Annotated in this window: 14 protein-coding genes and 1 pseudogene; 10 read left to right on the forward strand and 5 right to left on the reverse strand. The window is 58.3% G+C overall.

Features of this window, described 5'->3' with window-relative positions; all coding sequences use genetic code 11:
* Positions 1–52: 52 nt before the first annotated feature.
* From V476_RS29300 to V476_RS10390, 4 genes and pseudogenes are all read right to left on the reverse strand, one after another.
* The gene (locus V476_RS29300; RefSeq protein ID WP_373365895.1) at positions 53–916 is read right to left on the reverse strand and encodes a methyl-accepting chemotaxis protein; all 864 of its coding nucleotides are present in this window, start codon (positions 914–916) and stop codon (positions 53–55) included.
* A gap of 39 nt (positions 917–955) precedes the next feature.
* Positions 956–1,975: pseudogene (locus tag V476_RS29305) on the reverse strand (methyl-accepting chemotaxis protein); the annotation flags it as partial.
* 181 nt (positions 1,976–2,156) lie between these two features.
* A complete protein-coding gene (locus V476_RS10385) occupies positions 2,157–4,187 on the reverse strand; it encodes a methyl-accepting chemotaxis protein (RefSeq protein WP_024959017.1) in 2,031 nt (676 codons plus the stop codon).
* Positions 4,188–4,612: 425 nt separating this feature from the next.
* Positions 4,613–4,837, reverse strand: a complete 225-nt coding sequence (locus tag V476_RS10390; protein ID WP_003316018.1) for a DUF6555 family protein — start codon at positions 4,835–4,837, stop codon at positions 4,613–4,615.
* A 427-nt stretch (positions 4,838–5,264) separates the two neighbouring features.
* Between V476_RS10390 and V476_RS10395 the strand changes: the two genes are divergently transcribed.
* Together V476_RS10395 and V476_RS10400 are read left to right on the forward strand one after the other, a co-directional pair.
* Positions 5,265–6,146 (forward strand): manganese catalase family protein, encoded by an 882-nt coding sequence (locus tag V476_RS10395; RefSeq protein WP_003340229.1) that lies wholly within the window; start codon positions 5,265–5,267, stop codon positions 6,144–6,146.
* A gap of 36 nt (positions 6,147–6,182) precedes the next feature.
* Positions 6,183–6,380 (forward strand): hypothetical protein, encoded by a 198-nt coding sequence (locus V476_RS10400; RefSeq protein ID WP_024959016.1) that lies wholly within the window; start codon positions 6,183–6,185, stop codon positions 6,378–6,380.
* Positions 6,381–6,501: 121 nt separating this feature from the next.
* Here V476_RS10400 and V476_RS10405 read toward each other — a convergent pair whose 3' ends face one another.
* Entirely contained in the window at positions 6,502–7,020 is a 519-nt protein-coding gene (locus V476_RS10405) for a DUF4142 domain-containing protein (protein WP_003401379.1), read from the reverse strand.
* A gap of 335 nt (positions 7,021–7,355) precedes the next feature.
* Here V476_RS10405 and V476_RS10410 point away from each other — a divergent pair, with 335 nt between their 5' ends.
* From V476_RS10410 to V476_RS10445, 8 genes are all read left to right on the forward strand, one after another.
* Positions 7,356–8,807, forward strand: coding sequence for an iron-containing redox enzyme family protein (locus V476_RS10410; protein ID WP_024959015.1), 1,452 nt, complete (start codon positions 7,356–7,358; stop codon positions 8,805–8,807).
* Positions 8,804–9,751 (forward strand): methyltransferase, encoded by a 948-nt coding sequence (locus V476_RS10415; protein WP_024959014.1) that lies wholly within the window; start codon positions 8,804–8,806, stop codon positions 9,749–9,751. Before V476_RS10410 ends, V476_RS10415 begins: the two co-directional genes overlap by 4 nt.
* Before the next feature lie 159 nt (positions 9,752–9,910).
* Positions 9,911–10,324, forward strand: coding sequence for a VOC family protein (locus tag V476_RS10420; RefSeq protein WP_024959013.1), 414 nt, complete (start codon positions 9,911–9,913; stop codon positions 10,322–10,324).
* Between the two features lie 276 nt (positions 10,325–10,600).
* Complete coding sequence (locus V476_RS10425) at positions 10,601–11,380, forward strand: ABC transporter ATP-binding protein (RefSeq protein ID WP_024959012.1); 780 nt, start codon at positions 10,601–10,603, stop codon at positions 11,378–11,380.
* Position 11,381: 1 nt separating this feature from the next.
* Entirely contained in the window at positions 11,382–12,332 is a 951-nt protein-coding gene (locus V476_RS10430) for an ABC transporter substrate-binding protein (RefSeq protein WP_024959011.1), read from the forward strand.
* Entirely contained in the window at positions 12,329–13,372 is a 1,044-nt protein-coding gene (locus tag V476_RS10435) for a FecCD family ABC transporter permease (protein ID WP_024959010.1), read from the forward strand. The genes V476_RS10430 and V476_RS10435 overlap by 4 nt, the downstream gene beginning before the upstream one ends.
* 183 nt (positions 13,373–13,555) lie before the next feature.
* Positions 13,556–14,884 (forward strand): UDP-glucose dehydrogenase family protein, encoded by a 1,329-nt coding sequence (locus V476_RS10440; protein WP_024959009.1) that lies wholly within the window; start codon positions 13,556–13,558, stop codon positions 14,882–14,884.
* Complete coding sequence (locus V476_RS10445; protein WP_024959008.1) at positions 14,881–15,876, forward strand: NAD-dependent epimerase/dehydratase family protein; 996 nt, start codon at positions 14,881–14,883, stop codon at positions 15,874–15,876. The genes V476_RS10440 and V476_RS10445 overlap by 4 nt, the downstream gene beginning before the upstream one ends.
* Positions 15,877–15,887: the final 11 nt, after the last annotated feature.

Genomic DNA, 15,887 nt, shown 5'->3' on the forward strand with positions numbered 1-15,887 from the left:
TGCGCAACGATAAGTGTCCGTCTGCTCCGCGTGGGCATGACCGTCAGGTGGATCACACCCGGAAGTGGCTGACCATCATCTGCAGCTGGCCACCGAGGCGTGCCAGTTCGACGCTGGAGGCTGCGGTTTCTTCGCTGGCTTCGGCGGTCTGTTCGGATACGTCGCGAACATTGACGATGCTGCGGCTGATTTCGTCGGCCACCGAACTTTGTTGCTCGGCAGCCGCAGCGATCTGCTGGTTCATCGCCTGAATGCTCGATACCGTACGGGTGATGCTTTCCAGCGACGTACCGGCCCTGCGCGTCAGTTCGACACTGCTGTCAGTCAGCGTGCGACTGCCAAGCATGATGCCCGACACCTGACGCGTGCCATTCTGCAAGGCCGACACCAGCCCTTCGATTTCTTCGGTGGACTGCTGGGTACGTTGCGCCAGGCCGCGAACTTCGTCGGCCACCACGGCAAAACCCCGGCCGGCTTCCCCGGCACGCGCGGCTTCGATGGCGGCATTGAGGGCCAGCAGGTTGGTCTGCTCGGCGACCGCCTTGATCACATCCATGACCTTGCCGATCTTGTCACTTTCCTGCTCAAGCACGTTCATTGCGTCAGATGAGCGAATCACCTCGGCAGCCAGTCGTTCGATCTGCTGGATCGCCTCGCCGACGACCTTGTCGCCTTCACGCGCCTGCTTGTCGGCATCGGAGGCCGCCACGGACGCCTGCTCGGCATTGCGTGCCACTTCATGAACAGTCGCCGACATTTGATGCATGGCGGTGGCCACCTGGTCGGTCTCGACCTTCTGGCTGTTGACCCCTGCACTGGTCTGCTCGGTGACCGCCGACAGTTCTTCGGCCGCGCTGGCAATCTGCGTGACGCCATCGCGAATACCAGAGATCAGTTCACGCAGCGTCGTACCCATGCGCTGGATGCCTTGCTGCAAGACGCCCAGTTCATCGCGTCGGGTGACCGCTTCGGTATGGGTCAGGTCGCCGGACGCAATACGTTCGACGATGGCCAGCGTATCGCGCAATGGACGAGTGATCTGACGCGTGATGACCACAGCGGCAAGAATGCCCAGCAGCATGACCAACACCACACACCCCATCTGCAGGCTGCGCGCGTGAGCGGTGTCTTCCTTGCCCATCTGCATCTGCAGGCCATACAACTCTTCGCCCAGCTTGACGATGGTGGCGCCTTGAGTAGTCAGATCCTTGCGCACGCTCGCCGCTGTCTGAGTGGTCGCCTTGAAGGTATCGACCGAGCTGCGGTAATTGCGTAAAGCGCTTTCAAACTGTGCGATCTGTTCGCGGTTGGCAGTGCCAAAAGCGGCCTTGAGCCTGTCCAGATGACTGATCGCGCTATCGAGCTGCTGAAAAGCTGCTGTCTCGGTCTTGTCATTCGGATTGCCGGTATAGCCGCGCACTTCATAACGCACCAGAACCAGGTCTTGCCGAGCGCTGTTTGCCAACTGGGCCAGATCGAAGCGTGCCGGGTCAGAAGGATCTATCTGCATGACCGCATTGTTCAACGACTCGACGGCCTGCATCGCTGCTGTGCCATTGGCGGTCATCTCGTTGCGCACGTTGGCACCGGCCTGGTACGCGGCGCGCATGCTGTTCAGGGATGCTTCATAGTCGCGAGTGACATCGGCCAGTTCGCGCAGCGGCTTGAGGTTGACCGGATTGTTGAAGCTGACGAGCAGTGATTGCTGCTGCGCCTTGAACACATCCAGCTTGCTTCGCATGTTCTGCGCTGCGGTTTCATCGCCGTCCGTCAACATGTATTGCAGACGCGCGATTCGCAGAGTGGTCAGGTTGTCACTCAGCCTGGTGATATCGCCGATTCGGTCGGTGCGATAGATGAGCTTGTCGAGGCTGGTCCAGCCAACAAGGGCGAGGACAGCCGTGAAGAAAAGAACGGTCCCAAAGCCCAATGCCAACTTCATGTTGACGCTGATATTCGCAAATCTGCTGTTCATAAAATCTCCTGAAAATGCTTTTTTGTGCGCAACGAAAGAGCTGAGATTTGTTTTTATGGACAGCAAACCCGCGCGCCAGAGCTATCGGCCGCAGAAGAGCAAAACTTGATCGGAAAAAGGCAATCCGCGCGAGCGCGCCGATTCGGGAGGGAAATCGGGGGCTGAACAGCCCCCGATTCAATCAGGCAGTCAGTTTGAAACGCGCCACGACATTGCGCATGTCGCTGGCGACCCGCGCCAGTTCATCGGCGGTGACCGCATTGTTATCGATACCCAGCATCAACGTCCCGGAGCTGTTACGAATCTCCATGACATTGCGGTTGATGTCTTCGGAGACCGCATGCTGCTGTACGGCAGCACTGGCGATCTGCGTGTTCATCTCGACGATACGCTCCACGCCCTGACTGATGCTCGACAGGCTGCCCGAGGCATCGCTGGCGGCACTGATACACGCATGCGCCTTCTGCTGCCCGGCCTGCATCTGCTGCACGGCAGCGTCGGTCGCACCTTGCAGCTGCTGGATGATGCCGCGAATTTCTTCGGTCGACGCCTGAGTGCGCGAAGCCAGCGTCCGGACTTCATCAGCCACCACGGCAAAACCGCGACCCTGCTCGCCCGCCCGCGCAGCTTCGATGGCAGCATTGAGGGCCAACAGATTGGTCTGATCGGCAATGGTGCTGATGACCTGGATAACGCCACCAATCGACTGACTGTGCAGGGCCAGCGCCTGGACTTTCTGGGCACTGAGTTCCACTTCTTCGGCCAGCGCCTGAATGGTCGAGTGAGCCTGATGCATGATGCGCAGCCCGTTACGTGACGCAGTGTTCGCTTCATCGGCGGCCAGCGCAGCACCTTCGGTGTTCTGCGCCACGTCGGCGACGCTCGCGGTCATCTCGTTGATCGCGGTCGCCACTTGCTCCGTTTCAGCCTGCTGCGCGTTCATCGACTGCTTGGCCAGGCCGATGGATGCGCCCAACCGGGACGCGACATCCGTCAGTTCGTAAGAGGTGCGGTCCATGTGCGAGATAGAACTGGCGAAGGCGTCGGCCATCAGGTTCAGGCCGTTGGCGATATCCGCCACTTCGTCCTTGCTGACGACCGCTACGCGGGCACTCAGATCGCCCTCGCCCAGACGGCGGGTAACGCCCAGCAGGCTGTCGATGGTCAGGCGCAAGGCGCGGTAGATACTGCAGAACGCATAGAGCAGCAGCAAACCCATGACCACGCACATGGCAATGACGACTTCGCGTTGCAGCACCAGAGCGTCGTAGCGCGTATTCAACTCATCCTGAAGCGCAGTCTGAATTTCGTCCTGAGCCTTGTAGAGGCCCGAAACAACGACGTTGCCGCGCGCACTCAGCGCCTGCCCCTGCTGCACCGAGAACTCTGTGCCTTTTACGTACGCGTGCAGGTCGCCGCGAAAGCTGTCCATCGCTGCTGTAGAGGCAGTGATCGGGTCACTGATGCGCGCGGCCAGTTCTGGCGAACGGCGCTTGAGCAGTCGAATGCTTTGCTCCAGCTCCGCACGAAATTGCAGTTCGATCTTCAGCAGGCTCTCGAGCGAGCCGCGCATCGATACACTCAGCCCCTGACCGGTTATCAAACCTGCCGTAATACCGCGGATCTGACCGGCGACGTTGATTTCCCGGGGCATACGGATGGTGCTCAGGTCGATCAGAAACAGCGAGGCGTAATCTTCGTCCAGCACCATGCCTGAGGTAGCCGAGACGTAGTAGATAAAGTTGAGTGTCTGGGCCAGTTGCTCATTCCACTGGGCGAACACTTCATCCTGCGACAGGCCTGGCTTGATACTGTCCATCAGGGAACGGGTGCTTTCGCGCAGGCGCTGTACGCGGTTCTCGGTTTCCAGCTGCTGCCCTTGTCGCGCATCCATGTCGGCAAGGTTAGCAAGAGCAGTCTCGAGCTGAGCGCGGTTGCTGGTCATATCCTGAGCGGCAGAGGCATCGCCGGCCAGCAGACGGTTACTGACCGCACGCTGCAGCATGGAGAGTCGCAGAACGGGGGTGGTCAGTTGCAGGTACTCACGGCCAACGCGCTCTTGCGCGACGGTGTCGATGCTTGCATTCAGGCTGTTGAAAACCCGCAGACCGAGAACGATCAGCGGGATAACGATAATGATGGCTAAAACGGCAAACTTGGCAGGGAAGCGCAGGCGATTGGTCAGGTAGATACCAGGCGAAAGGATGTTCATAGTTTTCTCTTTTTAATTAGGGGTCCAATCCGGGTGGAAAAGCTCCTTTCTTTGCATCACGGGTAATAAGGGCCGGCTGTGCTGTGCTGAACGCGGCAATCCATTCAGATAGAGGCACATTGACATCACTTGAGAGCAATGGCCTATCAGGAAGTTCAGTGGGTGCCATAGCCTGATACTCGGGCTATCGACCAAGCCACGGTTAACGTGAGGTCAAGATCATCGGGAGGATGGCGGGCTAGAGCGATTTGCCGCTAAGACGCTTGCAGCAGGCATGACCCGAATGAGGGTATTCAGGTGAATCAGGCGGGAAACAACCGTTCATCTGACAGTCTGGCGACCGTAGACTTTGCAAAAGGGTAATACCGTCGTGCGCCACGGTGACGCACGACGGTAAGCGTCGTATCGAGGTGATCGAGGGCTATTCAAGCCCTCGCCCACTCCACGTTCGACAGACCGAGCTTTTCCGCCTGAGGCTTACTCAGCTTCGGCACCGGGTCGGAACGGTACTTGGGGATCGCACCGAACCCGGCATCCACTGAAGCCCAGTGCCAGGCCTCTTTGTTGTCCATGGCACCTGCCCTTATGTAGAACGTCTTGTAACTGCCATGCAGCAGGTAATCGATACGGTAGTGTTTTTCATCAGCCATTGGGGTGCTCCTGCTTTGTCGACTCGCAAAACAGATCACAGCAGTTTCAAAAAATTCAAAATATTAATACCATCATTTAAATGATGTCATATAGCCATAAGCTATGTGTCCTTATAACTGAACTCTGGGGTTTAGTTGACGATAGAGTTTGTTTATAACAGCGCTTTTCACGCTGTTTCCTACCTTGAACAGTGAGCGCCTACAGGTCAGTCCAAGTAGGCTTCTCCGCCACGATGAACGTCCATTCAGCGACGCCGGGGGAATAATCAATTTCTATTGAACTGCAGTTTAAACACCGTCGGTCCTTTTTAAAAAAGTTAGCAGTAACGATCGTGCTCTTCAGTCTCTCATAACCTGTGACTGCGTTGAATCGAGCCCATGCACATGGGTTGACGCTTCCCGAGAGATCAAAGCCTGAGGATACGACATGTTCATGTATAACAAGCGACTTCAATATACCGTACGTGTAGCAAGACCCAATCCTGGACTGGCCAACCTTCTGCTTGAGCAGTTCGGCGGGGCTCAGGGTGAACTGGCTGCAGCCGGACGCTATTTCACTCAAGGGTTGAGCGAAGAAGACCCAGGCCGTAAAGACCTGCTGATGGATATCGCCACCGAAGAACTGAGCCACCTTGAAATTGTGGGTTCCATTATTGTCATGCTCAATAAGGGCGCTAAAGGTCAATTGGCTGAAGGCATCGAAGAAGAAGGCGAGTTGTATCGCTCTATCAACGGTAACGGCAATGACTCACACATCACTAGCCTGCTGTACGGCTCCGGTGCGCCATTGACCAACTCTGCCGGCGTGCCCTTTACAGCGGCTTATATCGATACCATCGGTGAGCCAACAGCAGACTTCCGTTCCAACATCGCCGCAGAATCCAGAGCCAAGATTGTTTACGAGCGATTGATGAACGTGACGGATGACCCGGGCGTTAAAGAAGCGCTGGGCTTTCTCATGACTCGCGAAATTGCACACCAGTTGTCTTTTGAAAAAGCCCTGCACGCCATCCAGCCCAACTTCCCGCAGGGCAAACTGCCTGGCATGCCGGAATTCACCAACAAGTACTTCAACATGTCCGGCGAGCCCAATGTACGCGGCGCCTGGAATCAGGGCGGTGACTGGGAGTATGTGGAATCGCCACAAGCGGCTGTCGATGGCGGCGATGGTACGGCCTCGGTCACGCTGGATGAAAAAGATACAGAAGTGCTGGAAATGATGAAGGAACGGACCCAGTCCGACCCGGCCGCCAACCCAATCACCGGTGCGGACCTGGGCTCTGGTTTTGTCCAGGGCAAAGACGCTTGAAACGGCAACCTTAGTTTTGATCAGGAGAATGGAATCATGAAAAAACTCAGCTCCAGTCAACCTCTCACGCCTCGCGACCAGCTGGATAGCGCGTTGACCGACAGGGTGTTTGTAAAAGGGCTTCGTGCCTTCGAGGCGCAGGCACTGCTTGCACGCCGAGGCTTTCAAGTGGTGATGGCGACCAAGGGTTTCGGCGTTGGAACTCTTCTTGAAAACGACCTGCCACGTCGATGATCCAACGGATCATCAACGGCACGCGCCTCAACCAGTCACTTTGAAAACGTAATGATGGTTTCTCAGCGTTACCCGCATGACGCTCTACAGGGTGTAGATCCCGTCATGCGGTGCAGAGGATTTACTTCTTGGCAGCATCACCGCCATGCGCAGCAGCGAGTTTTTTCGCATGCTCCAGATGCTTCTCCAGCGTAGGCAGCGTTGCCTTTGCAAACGCCTTCAGCTCTGGATCCTTGCCATTCTCGGCTTCTTCCTTATACAGCTTGATCGCCTGTTCATGCGCGGAGACCTGATTGTTGGCGTAAGCCTGGTCGAACGACTTCTCGCGCATCTCCAGAATCATCGCCTTGGCTTTGTCCATCAGCATAGGGTCTTCGGACACTTCAAGGTTCTTGCTTTTTGCGATCGCAGCCAGCTTCTCATTGGCAGCGGTGTGATCCGTGACCATCTGCTTTGCAAATTCCTTCACATCTGCAGAGACACCTTTCTCATCCTGTGCGAGCTTGCCAACCTGAACTTCGGCGATGCCTTTGGCAGAAGCATCTTCTACGAAATCATCAGCGTCCTGAGCAGCAACAGCCATTTGCGAACCTAGCGAAAGCACAACGGCAATGGCGCTCATGCGAAAATAATTGTTCATTTTCGGTCATCCTTTTATGGGCTGAATACGTCATCGTTATCGATGACATAAACGTTACGACCGGCTTCAAATACCTGCGTTCAGCCTTTTTGATCGGACACGGCATACGCCGATGCCGCGGTCACCTGTTGCGGATGTAAACCCCGACCGGCAATGCATTTTTTCCGCGCAACCATCGCCCGCTGGAATAAGCACGATCGCCACCTATCGGCGCCCGGAAAATTACGCTGAATTTCCCTGTACTGGGGCACTCACTTATCTACGCTGCACAGAAAAACAGAAAGTCTCGAATGACTGCGTCAATCGTGATGTTCAACTGCCGAGGTACGATTTTCATGACGTCTCTTCAAGTGATGACAGGCGATGCCGTCGTCAAAACCGTCGTTGAAGAAGCCCGTTCAAAGACCGTCTATCAATCATGGATGAATGAACGTGCTCCCGAACATCAACACGATGCGGTCATGTTTCTGAATCACTGCCTGGCCCTGGCTGAGCGGGAACACTGCGACCTTCCGGCCCAGCCTGAAGCGCTTGAACAGTGGATGGAGCAGAACGTAGGGGTCGTGGCTGATCAATATGCGCTCTATCTTGAGCAACGCCGCGCAGGAAAACCGAGACGGTTTTTCAAAAGCAAAGCGCACGCGATGTATTTCATTCAGCAAGTTGCACCGACCAAAATGGTCGACGGCGCCTGGCTATACGGATTGCTGCCGCGCTGGGCAGACTACCGCTTTCATGGCCTGATTCGTACGTACCTTGAGGAACTCGGTGACGGCGAACAGGCGCAGAATCACGTTTCCCTGTATCGGAAACTGCTGGCGGATCTGGACTGCGATACCAGCGCGCCACTGGCAGACGACGCCTACCTGCAGGGTGCCATTCAGCTGTCGCTGGGCCAGCTTGGCGAGCAGTACCTTCCCGAGGTCATTGGTTACAACCTGGGCTATGAACAGCTGCCACTGCACTTGCTCATCACATCATTCGAGCTGAATGAACTGGGCATTGACCCTTACTACTTCACCCTGCATGTGACGATCGATAACGCCAGCACCGGTCATGCGCGCAAGGCTGCGCAGAGCGTCCTGGAACTGATGCCTGTCGGCCAGGAGCGCGACGAGTTTTATCGTCGTGTCGCGAGTGGTTATCGCCTCAATGAGCTGGGCATGGGATCAACTAAGGTGATCCAGTCGTTCGACCTGGAGCAGGAAGTGATCGCCATGCTCGAGCGCAAGCGCACGTTCGGTCAGCACATGCATTCCGATTACTGCCGTCTCGACGGCAAGACCGTCAACGAGTGGCTCGCCGAGCCCGATCAGATCCCGGAATTTCTTGCCGTACTGGAGAATAGGGGCTGGATCAAACGTCACGAAGACCCTCTGCACAGCCGTTTCTGGAAGCTGTTCGAGGGTGCCGGTGCACCGATGTTCGGCGTCTTCAACGGTTATGAAAAACAACTCGTGCATGACTGGATCGCCGGTGAGTGGCTGTCGGATGGCAGCGCTCAACCCACGATCGGCAAACGGCTTCCGGAAGCCTTTCGCTCGCGCTTCCGCAATCTGCAAGACGGCGCTCAGCCCTCCCCTGAGCTTGCTGTGCCTGCCTCGGCGGATGCTGATCCGGACGTTCGCGAACTGCACAGGAAACTGGAATCTGCGCCCGCCTCGGAGAAAATGTCCACGTTGATCGAAAGCATGTCGCCAGCAAGACACGCAACGGCCGCCGGCCTGCACGCGACGCGTCTGTTTGTGAGCAGCATGGCCGAGCGCATGACAGGAGCCCAGGCATGAGTCATCCCCTCCCCGACAGCGCCGCGCTGATTGCCTTGGCGCAGCGCCTTGATACCAGTGGCTATCGCTTTATCACGCCCACACCCCTGACCCATCAACACGTCAATCAACGCCCGGAAAATCGTACTGCCGCGTCACTGCGCGATGTCTTCGGCTGGAGTCGGCTGATACCGGAATCCATGTTGCCGGTAGAAGAGGCTCAAGGCCTGCTGGCTGCCGGTATTCTGGAACGCAAGGAAGATGGCTTGAAAAGCCGGGTGAGATTTTCCAGCCTGGATAATCTGCTATTGGTGCATTCGGCGTTTCCTACCACAGATGAAGACTCGGTATTTTTCGGTCCGGATACCTATCGCTTCGCGCAGTCCATCAATCGTCATCTGCAAGGCACGTCGCACCCGATCAACCGCGCCGTCGACATCGGCTGCGGTACGGGCGCCGGTGCCATGTTGATCGCGGTCGCCCGTCCGCAGGCTCAGGTGCATGCCGTCGACATCAACCCCAAGGCCCTGCATTTCGCCCAAACCAATGCCACGGTCGCCGGGCTGAAGAATATGGAGTGCTGCCACAGCGATATTCTCTCGGGCCTGAGTGGAAATTTCGACCTGATCGTCGCCAACCCGCCCTACATGAAAGACACCCAGCGCCGCGCCTACCGCCACGGTGGTGATGCACTGGGCGCGGACCTGTCCGTGCGCATCGTGCGCGAATCACTGGACCGCCTCACGCCGGGCGGCTCGCTGGTGCTTTACACCGGCGTGGCCATGGTGGGCGAGCACGATCCGTTTTTCGAGGCGGTGCAGGCCGATATCGACCATGCGGCACTGGCATGGACCTACCGTGAACTGGACCCGGATGTCTTCGGCGAAGAGCTGCTTGAAGAGGGCTACGAGGACGTGGACCGTATTGCAGCAGTCGAACTGGTCGTCACCCGACGGCCCGCATGACCCACCGAAATATCTTCAATAGTTCATGCTTATAGCGCGCATAAGAACCGAGCATTGGTCAGCCAGTCAGCATCCCGGTGACACTTGCTACGAGCCATCGATCAACACCTTGCTGTTGATCGATGCAGGCTCGTAGCGCACCGAAAAGGATGACGACACATGCCACGCCTGAACAGGATTATCGAAACAGCCCTCTACGTAGAAGATCTGACGAACGCCAAGGAATTCTATTCCGGCACCCTTGAACTGGAAGTGATGTTCGAAAGCGCGACATTGGTGGCCTTCAATGTCGGCGGCGTGAGCACTCTGCTGCTGTTCAAGCGCGGCGCGTCACTGCAGACGCAGTACCTGAGCGGCGGAGAGATACCACCGCACGACGCACAGGGCCGGATTCATGTGTGCTTCGCCATCAATGCCGACGAGATGCAACCCTGGGCTGATCGCCTTGCCAGGGCCAGCGTCGCCATCGAAGGCCGCACCGAATGGCCCAAGGGCGGATCAAGTATCTACTTCCGCGACCCCGATGAAAATCTCGTCGAACTTCTCACGCCGGGCTGCTGGACGATTTATTGAATCGTCCAGGTCAGGTGCAGCCTGCGAAAGGTGGGTCGATACACCGAGGGTTATCGAAGGTTGATAAGCGAGAGTGCTGCACTTCGAATGTTATGTTATAACAATTAAAGACTCTTAACGCAGCCTTCCCTAGCGACCTTCCCACGCCATGATCAAGCCTGTTTCCCAATCCTTTCCAGTCACCACAAAGCACGCCTTGCAGGTCGGTCAGCACGCTTGGCAATGGCTACCGGGTGAGCCGCCCTCGCGGCACGTCACTGTAGGCCCGCGTGTTTGATGCTGGCGCTGGAACGCCTCGCGTGGGCACCGGAACAGACGTCAGTCTGCACGCACGAACACTTTGCCTTGAAGGATATCGACCTGCAGATCGCCGCAGGCGAGTTCGTCGGCCTGATCGGGCCCAATGGCAGCGGCAAAACCAGCCTGCTGCGTTGCGCATTCCGCTACAGCCGCCCGCGCAGCGGCAAGGTCGCCATCAACGCCCGCGATATCTGGTCCTGCAGCCCGCGCTGGTGCGCCCGGCACGTGGCAGTGGTTGCCCAGGAGTTTCCCGATGCATTCGGCCTGACGCTGCTGGATGTGGCAAACATGGGTCGCGCGCCTCATCAGGGGTTCTTTGCCGCAGACAGTGACCACGACCGCGCGATTGTACAAAACGCGCTGAACGCCGTCGGGCTGGCGGGCTATGAGCAGCATCGGTTCGACACGCTTTCCGGCGGCGAGAAGCAGCGTTGTCTGCTGGCGCGGGCGCTGGTGCAAGAACCCCGATTGATGGTGCTGGACGAGCCCACCAACCACCTCGACCCGCGCCATCAACTGGAATTGCTCGGGCTGGTCAAACAGCTCGGCATGGCCACGCTGGCCAGTATTCATGACCTGAACCTGGCGGCGGCATTCTGTGATCGCCTGTGTGTCATTCATCACGGCCGGCTCATTGCGCAAGGCACGCCCCGGGAGGTGCTGACCCCGGAAATGCTGTTCAACGTGTTCGGCGCCAAGGCGCTGGTCGACAGCCACCCTCTGCGTGACTACCCACGCATCACCTGGATACCCTGACATGAACTGCCTGTCCGCCCGCTTGGCTTTTGCCGCGTTGCTATGCAGCCCGATGGCGCATGCCGCCTACCCCGTCACGGTGCAAAGCTGCGACCGCTCGGTGACGTTCACGGCTGCGCCGCAGCGTGCCGTCAGCAACGATGTGAACCTCACCAAAATGATGGTTGCCCTGGGTTTGCAATCGCACATGGTCGGCTACAGCGGCATCACCGGCTGGAACAAGCCCGACCAGGCGCTGTTGCGCGAGCTGGGCAAGCTGCCCGAGCTGTCCAGTAAATATCCATCTCTGGAAACGCTGCTCAATGCCAACGCCGACTTCTATTTTGCCGGCTGGAACTATGGCATGCGCGTGGGTGGCGATGTCACGCCGCAAAGTCTCGCCCCGCTGGGCATTCAGGCCTACGAACTGACCGAATCCTGCGCCCAGATAATGCCCCGCACCGAAGCGACGCTGGAGGATGTCTACAACGACCTGCTCAATCTGGGCCGGATATTCGATGTGCAGACCCGGGCCAAAACGCTGGTTGCACAGATGCGCAGCAGCGTGAGCGACGTCGAAAAACGCGTGGCAGGCAAATCGCCGCCCAGGGTATTCCTGTATGACAGCGGCGAAGACCGGCCGATGACCGCCGGGCGCCTGGCCATTCCCCAGGCGCTGATCAGCGCTGCGGGCGGCCGCAATGTCATGGGCGACGTCGCGGCCAGCTGGACCCACGTCAACTGGGAGTCGGTCGTGCAAAGCAATCCCGAGGTGATCGTGATCGTTGACTACGGCGAAGTCAGCGCTGCGCAGAAACAGCACTTTCTTGAAAACAATCCGGCACTGCAATCCGTGGACGCGATCCGCAATCGGCGTTATGTCGTGCTGCCCTATGTGGCGGTGACGCCAGGCATCGACAATGTCACGGCCATCGAAACGCTTGCAGCGGCATTTCATGACGTGAAGCGATGACGCTGGCGCAGTGGCTGACCGAACGGCCGCGTCGTTACCTGGGCCTGTTGATCGCTCTGACGCTTTTGCTGCTGACGTCGTGCCTGGTGTGCATCACCTTCGGCGCGGCCCCCGTGCCCTTGAGCCGGGTGATGGGTATCCTGATGTTCAAAGTCTTAGGCACTGCCGAACACTCACCGCTCTGGACAGCGGGTCAGGAAACCATCGTCTGGCTGATACGCACGCCCCGCGTACTGCTGGGCGCGCTGGCAGGCGCAGGGCTGGCACTGATTGGCTGTGTTCTGCAAGCCGCGACCCGTAATCCGCTGGCCGACCCGCATTTGCTGGGAGCGACCTCGGGGGCGACGCTTGGCGCAGTGATCGTGGTCATGCATGTGGGCGAAGTGTTTGGCATGCTGACATTGCCACTGGCCGCCTTTGTAGGCTCGCTGGTCAGCCTGTGCCTGGTGTTGTGGCTGGCCAGTCACCAAGGCCGCCTGGACAGCCAGCGCCTGCTGCTCGGCGGCGTGGCCGTGTCCTTCGTGATGATGGCAATTGCCAACCTGTCGTTGTTTCTGGGCGACCACCGCGCCAGTTCCTCTGTGCTGTTCTGGATGCTCGGCGGGCTGGGTCTGGCCCGCTGGGAATTGCTTGCGGTGCCGTTTATCACGGTGCTGTGCGGTTGGGTCCTGCTGCAAGGGCTGGGTCGTTCACTGAACGCGCTGATGGGCGGCGATCAAACCGCCGTGAGCCTTGGCCTGCAAGTGCGCAACGTGCGCCTGCTGGTTTTTCTGATCGCCTCACTGATGACCGGCGTACTGGTCGCCCTGTGCGGCTCCATCGGTTTTGTCGGCCTGATGGTGCCGCACATGGCCAGACGTCTGGTGGGCTCGGAGCATCGACGATTGTTGCCTGTCGCCACCCTTCTGGGCGCATTGTTGATGGTCTGGGTCGACGTCATCTCCCGCACGCTGATCGCCCCCGAAGACCTGCCGATAGGCATTACGACCGCCTTGTTAGGAGGGCTGTTTTTCATTTTCATGATGAAGCGCGGTCAGTAATCGGCAACGTGTTTGCTGCAGGCAAACAGGACTGACCGCGACCCTTCTGGCTACATGACAAACTTGTGTCATCGTTTCTTAACACCTTTATGACATTTATTTTGCGCTGGTTATTTAAGGCTGCCGACGCACCTGAATACAAACCGGCTCATCCATTCATGCATGAAGCAGAAGGAGCGACACTTGAGAGTGACAGTGTTCGGAACCGGTTATGTGGGACTTACTCTTGCTGCTTGTCTGGCTGAAGTAGGCCATACCGTGTGTTGCATGGACGTCGACAGCAAGCGCATCGACGCGCTGCGCGAAGGCATATGTCCGATATTCGAACCTGGTCTTGGCGAACTCCTGCGCAATGGCCTGGACTGCAAGAGACTGAGTTTCACGACCGATGAAGTACACGCCAGTCGCTTTGCAGAGTTGCTATTCATCGCAGTCGGTACGCCAGCGCAAGCCGATGGCAAGGCGGACCTGAGCCAGGTGCTTGCCGTACTGCACTCGGTGATCAGACACGCCGAGAGCGCCCCGATCATTGTCAACAAGTCGACCTCGCCAGTGGGCACCGTTGACCGTCTGCTCGCTGAGATCGCTGCCAGTACGCGACGCGATGACGGCTTTGAAGTGATCAGCAACCCCGAGTTTTTCAAGGAAGGCTGCGCGGTCAGTGACTGCCTGCGTCCGGATCGCATTATCGTCGGCGGGGCCAGCCCGCGAGCGCTGGAGCAGATGCGCGAGTTGTATCAGCCCTTCAGTCGCAACCGCGAGAAGTTTGTGGTCATGGATGCGCGCAGCGCAGAGCTGTCCAAATATGCTGCCAACTGCCTGCTGGCGACCAAGATTTCGTTCATCAACGAGATCGCCAACCTGGCTGAACAGGTGGGTGCCGACATAGAACAGGTGCGGCTAGGCATCGGCTCCGACCCGCGCATTGGCTATGACTTCATTTACCCGGGCTGCGGCTTCGGCGGCTCATGCTTTCCCAAGGACTTGCAGGCGCTGATCGGCACAGCCAGCGAGCATGGCGTGGAAACGGCGTTGCTCAACGCTGTGGAACAGGTCAATCGCCGCCAGAAGCACCGCCTGTTTGAAAATATCCATACGCATTATCGTGGTGATCTCAGTGGCAAGGTCTTCGCCGTCTGGGGACTGGCCTTCAAGCCCAATACCGATGACATTCGCGAAGCCTCCAGCCATACCCTGCTCAAAGCGCTCTGGGCAGCCGGTGCCCGGGTTCAGGCACATGACCCTCAGGCACTGGAAGCGGTCAGGCATCATTACGGTAAGCGAAACGACCTGCAGCTGGTGCAGTGCAAGCAGGATGCTCTGGAAGGCGCAGACGCTCTGGTGGTGGTGACCGAATGGCAGGACTACCGGGTACTGGATCTGAACCAGCTCGGCGAAAAGCTCGGTGATCGCGTGGTGTTCGATGGCCGCAATCTGTTCGACCCGTCGCAACTGCGTGAGGCAGGCTTTACCTACTACGGCATTGGTCGTGGCCGGGCGACTCCGGCATGAAGGTACTGGTGACAGGTGCTGCAGGGTTCATCGGCTTTCATGTCGCCAGGCGTCTGGGCGAACTCGGTGTGGAGGTCGTCGGCATCGACAACCTCAACGATTATTACAGCGTCGAGCTTAAACAATCGCGCCTGGACATACTCCAGCGCCATCCAGGGTTCGCTTTCCACAGGCTGGACATAGCCGACACCGAAGGCCTGTACACCCTCTTCTCGCAAAACGCCTTCGAACAGGTCATTCATCTGGCGGCGCAGGCCGGTGTGCGTTATTCGCTTGAACAGCCGAATGTTTACGCCCAATCCAATCTGGTCGGCTTTATCAACGTGCTCGAGGCCTGTCGGCAGTATCGACCGGCGCACCTGATCTACGCGTCGAGCAGCTCGGTGTACGGCGCCAATACGCGCATGCCGTTTCAGGTAGAGGATGCCGTCGACCGGCCGCTGTCGCTGTATGCCGCCACCAAGCGCGCCAACGAACTCACCGCCTACAGCTATTGCCACTTGTACGGCCTGCGCGCCACAGGGCTGCGCTTTTTCACCGTCTACGGCCCCTGGGGCCGGCCGGACATGGCGCTGTTCAAGTTCACAAAAGCCATGCTCGCCGGCCAGCCTGTGGATATCTACAACCACGGCGAAATGGCGCGGGACTTCACCTACATCGACGACATTGTCGAAAGCATCCTGCGCCTGCGCCTGCTGCCGCCCGATGCGGTTGGCAGCGAGCCGCCTCATCAGCTCTTCAACATCGGCCGGGGTCAGCCCGTCAAGCTGCTGGAGTTCGTCGATTGCCTGGAGGCCGCGCTAGGCCTGCGCGCCGAGCGGCGCTACCTGCCCTTGCAAGCGGGCGACGTGCTGCAAACCTGGGCAGACGTCAGTGCGCTGAGCCAATGGATCGACTTTCAACCGCAGGTCTCGGTCGACACTGGCGTCAGGGCCTTCGTCGACTGGTATCGGGAGCACTATCAGGCCCGGATCTGTGCGCCACTTCAATAACAAGGACTTCC

The organism is Pseudomonas syringae KCTC 12500, assembly GCF_000507185.2.
Lineage (GTDB): Bacteria > Pseudomonadota > Gammaproteobacteria > Pseudomonadales > Pseudomonadaceae > Aquipseudomonas > Aquipseudomonas syringae.

Bases quoted from the DNA above. Each gene is read 5' to 3' on its own strand.
- V476_RS10390 (WP_003316018.1), bottom strand. From the start codon at position 4,837: ATGGCTGATGAAAAACACTACCGTATCGATTACCTGCTGCATGGCAGT.
- V476_RS10435 (WP_024959010.1), top strand. From the start codon at position 12,329: ATGACGCTGGCGCAGTGGCTGACCGAACGGCCGCGTCGTTACCTGGGC.
- V476_RS10420 (WP_024959013.1), top strand. From the start codon at position 9,911: ATGCCACGCCTGAACAGGATTATCGAAACAGCCCTCTACGTAGAAGAT.
- V476_RS10430 (WP_024959011.1), top strand. From the start codon at position 11,382: ATGAACTGCCTGTCCGCCCGCTTGGCTTTTGCCGCGTTGCTATGCAGC.
- V476_RS29300 (WP_373365895.1), bottom strand. From the start codon at position 916: ATGGGTACGACGCTGCGTGAACTGATCTCTGGTATTCGCGATGGCGTC.
- V476_RS10410 (WP_024959015.1), top strand. From the start codon at position 7,356: ATGACGTCTCTTCAAGTGATGACAGGCGATGCCGTCGTCAAAACCGTC.
- V476_RS10405 (WP_003401379.1), bottom strand. From the start codon at position 7,020: ATGAACAATTATTTTCGCATGAGCGCCATTGCCGTTGTGCTTTCGCTA.
- V476_RS10395 (WP_003340229.1), top strand. From the start codon at position 5,265: ATGTTCATGTATAACAAGCGACTTCAATATACCGTACGTGTAGCAAGA.
- V476_RS10425 (WP_024959012.1), top strand. From the start codon at position 10,601: ATGCTGGCGCTGGAACGCCTCGCGTGGGCACCGGAACAGACGTCAGTC.
- V476_RS10415 (WP_024959014.1), top strand. From the start codon at position 8,804: ATGAGTCATCCCCTCCCCGACAGCGCCGCGCTGATTGCCTTGGCGCAG.
- V476_RS10400 (WP_024959016.1), top strand. From the start codon at position 6,183: ATGAAAAAACTCAGCTCCAGTCAACCTCTCACGCCTCGCGACCAGCTG.
- V476_RS10385 (WP_024959017.1), bottom strand. From the start codon at position 4,187: ATGAACATCCTTTCGCCTGGTATCTACCTGACCAATCGCCTGCGCTTC.
- V476_RS10445 (WP_024959008.1), top strand. From the start codon at position 14,881: ATGAAGGTACTGGTGACAGGTGCTGCAGGGTTCATCGGCTTTCATGTC.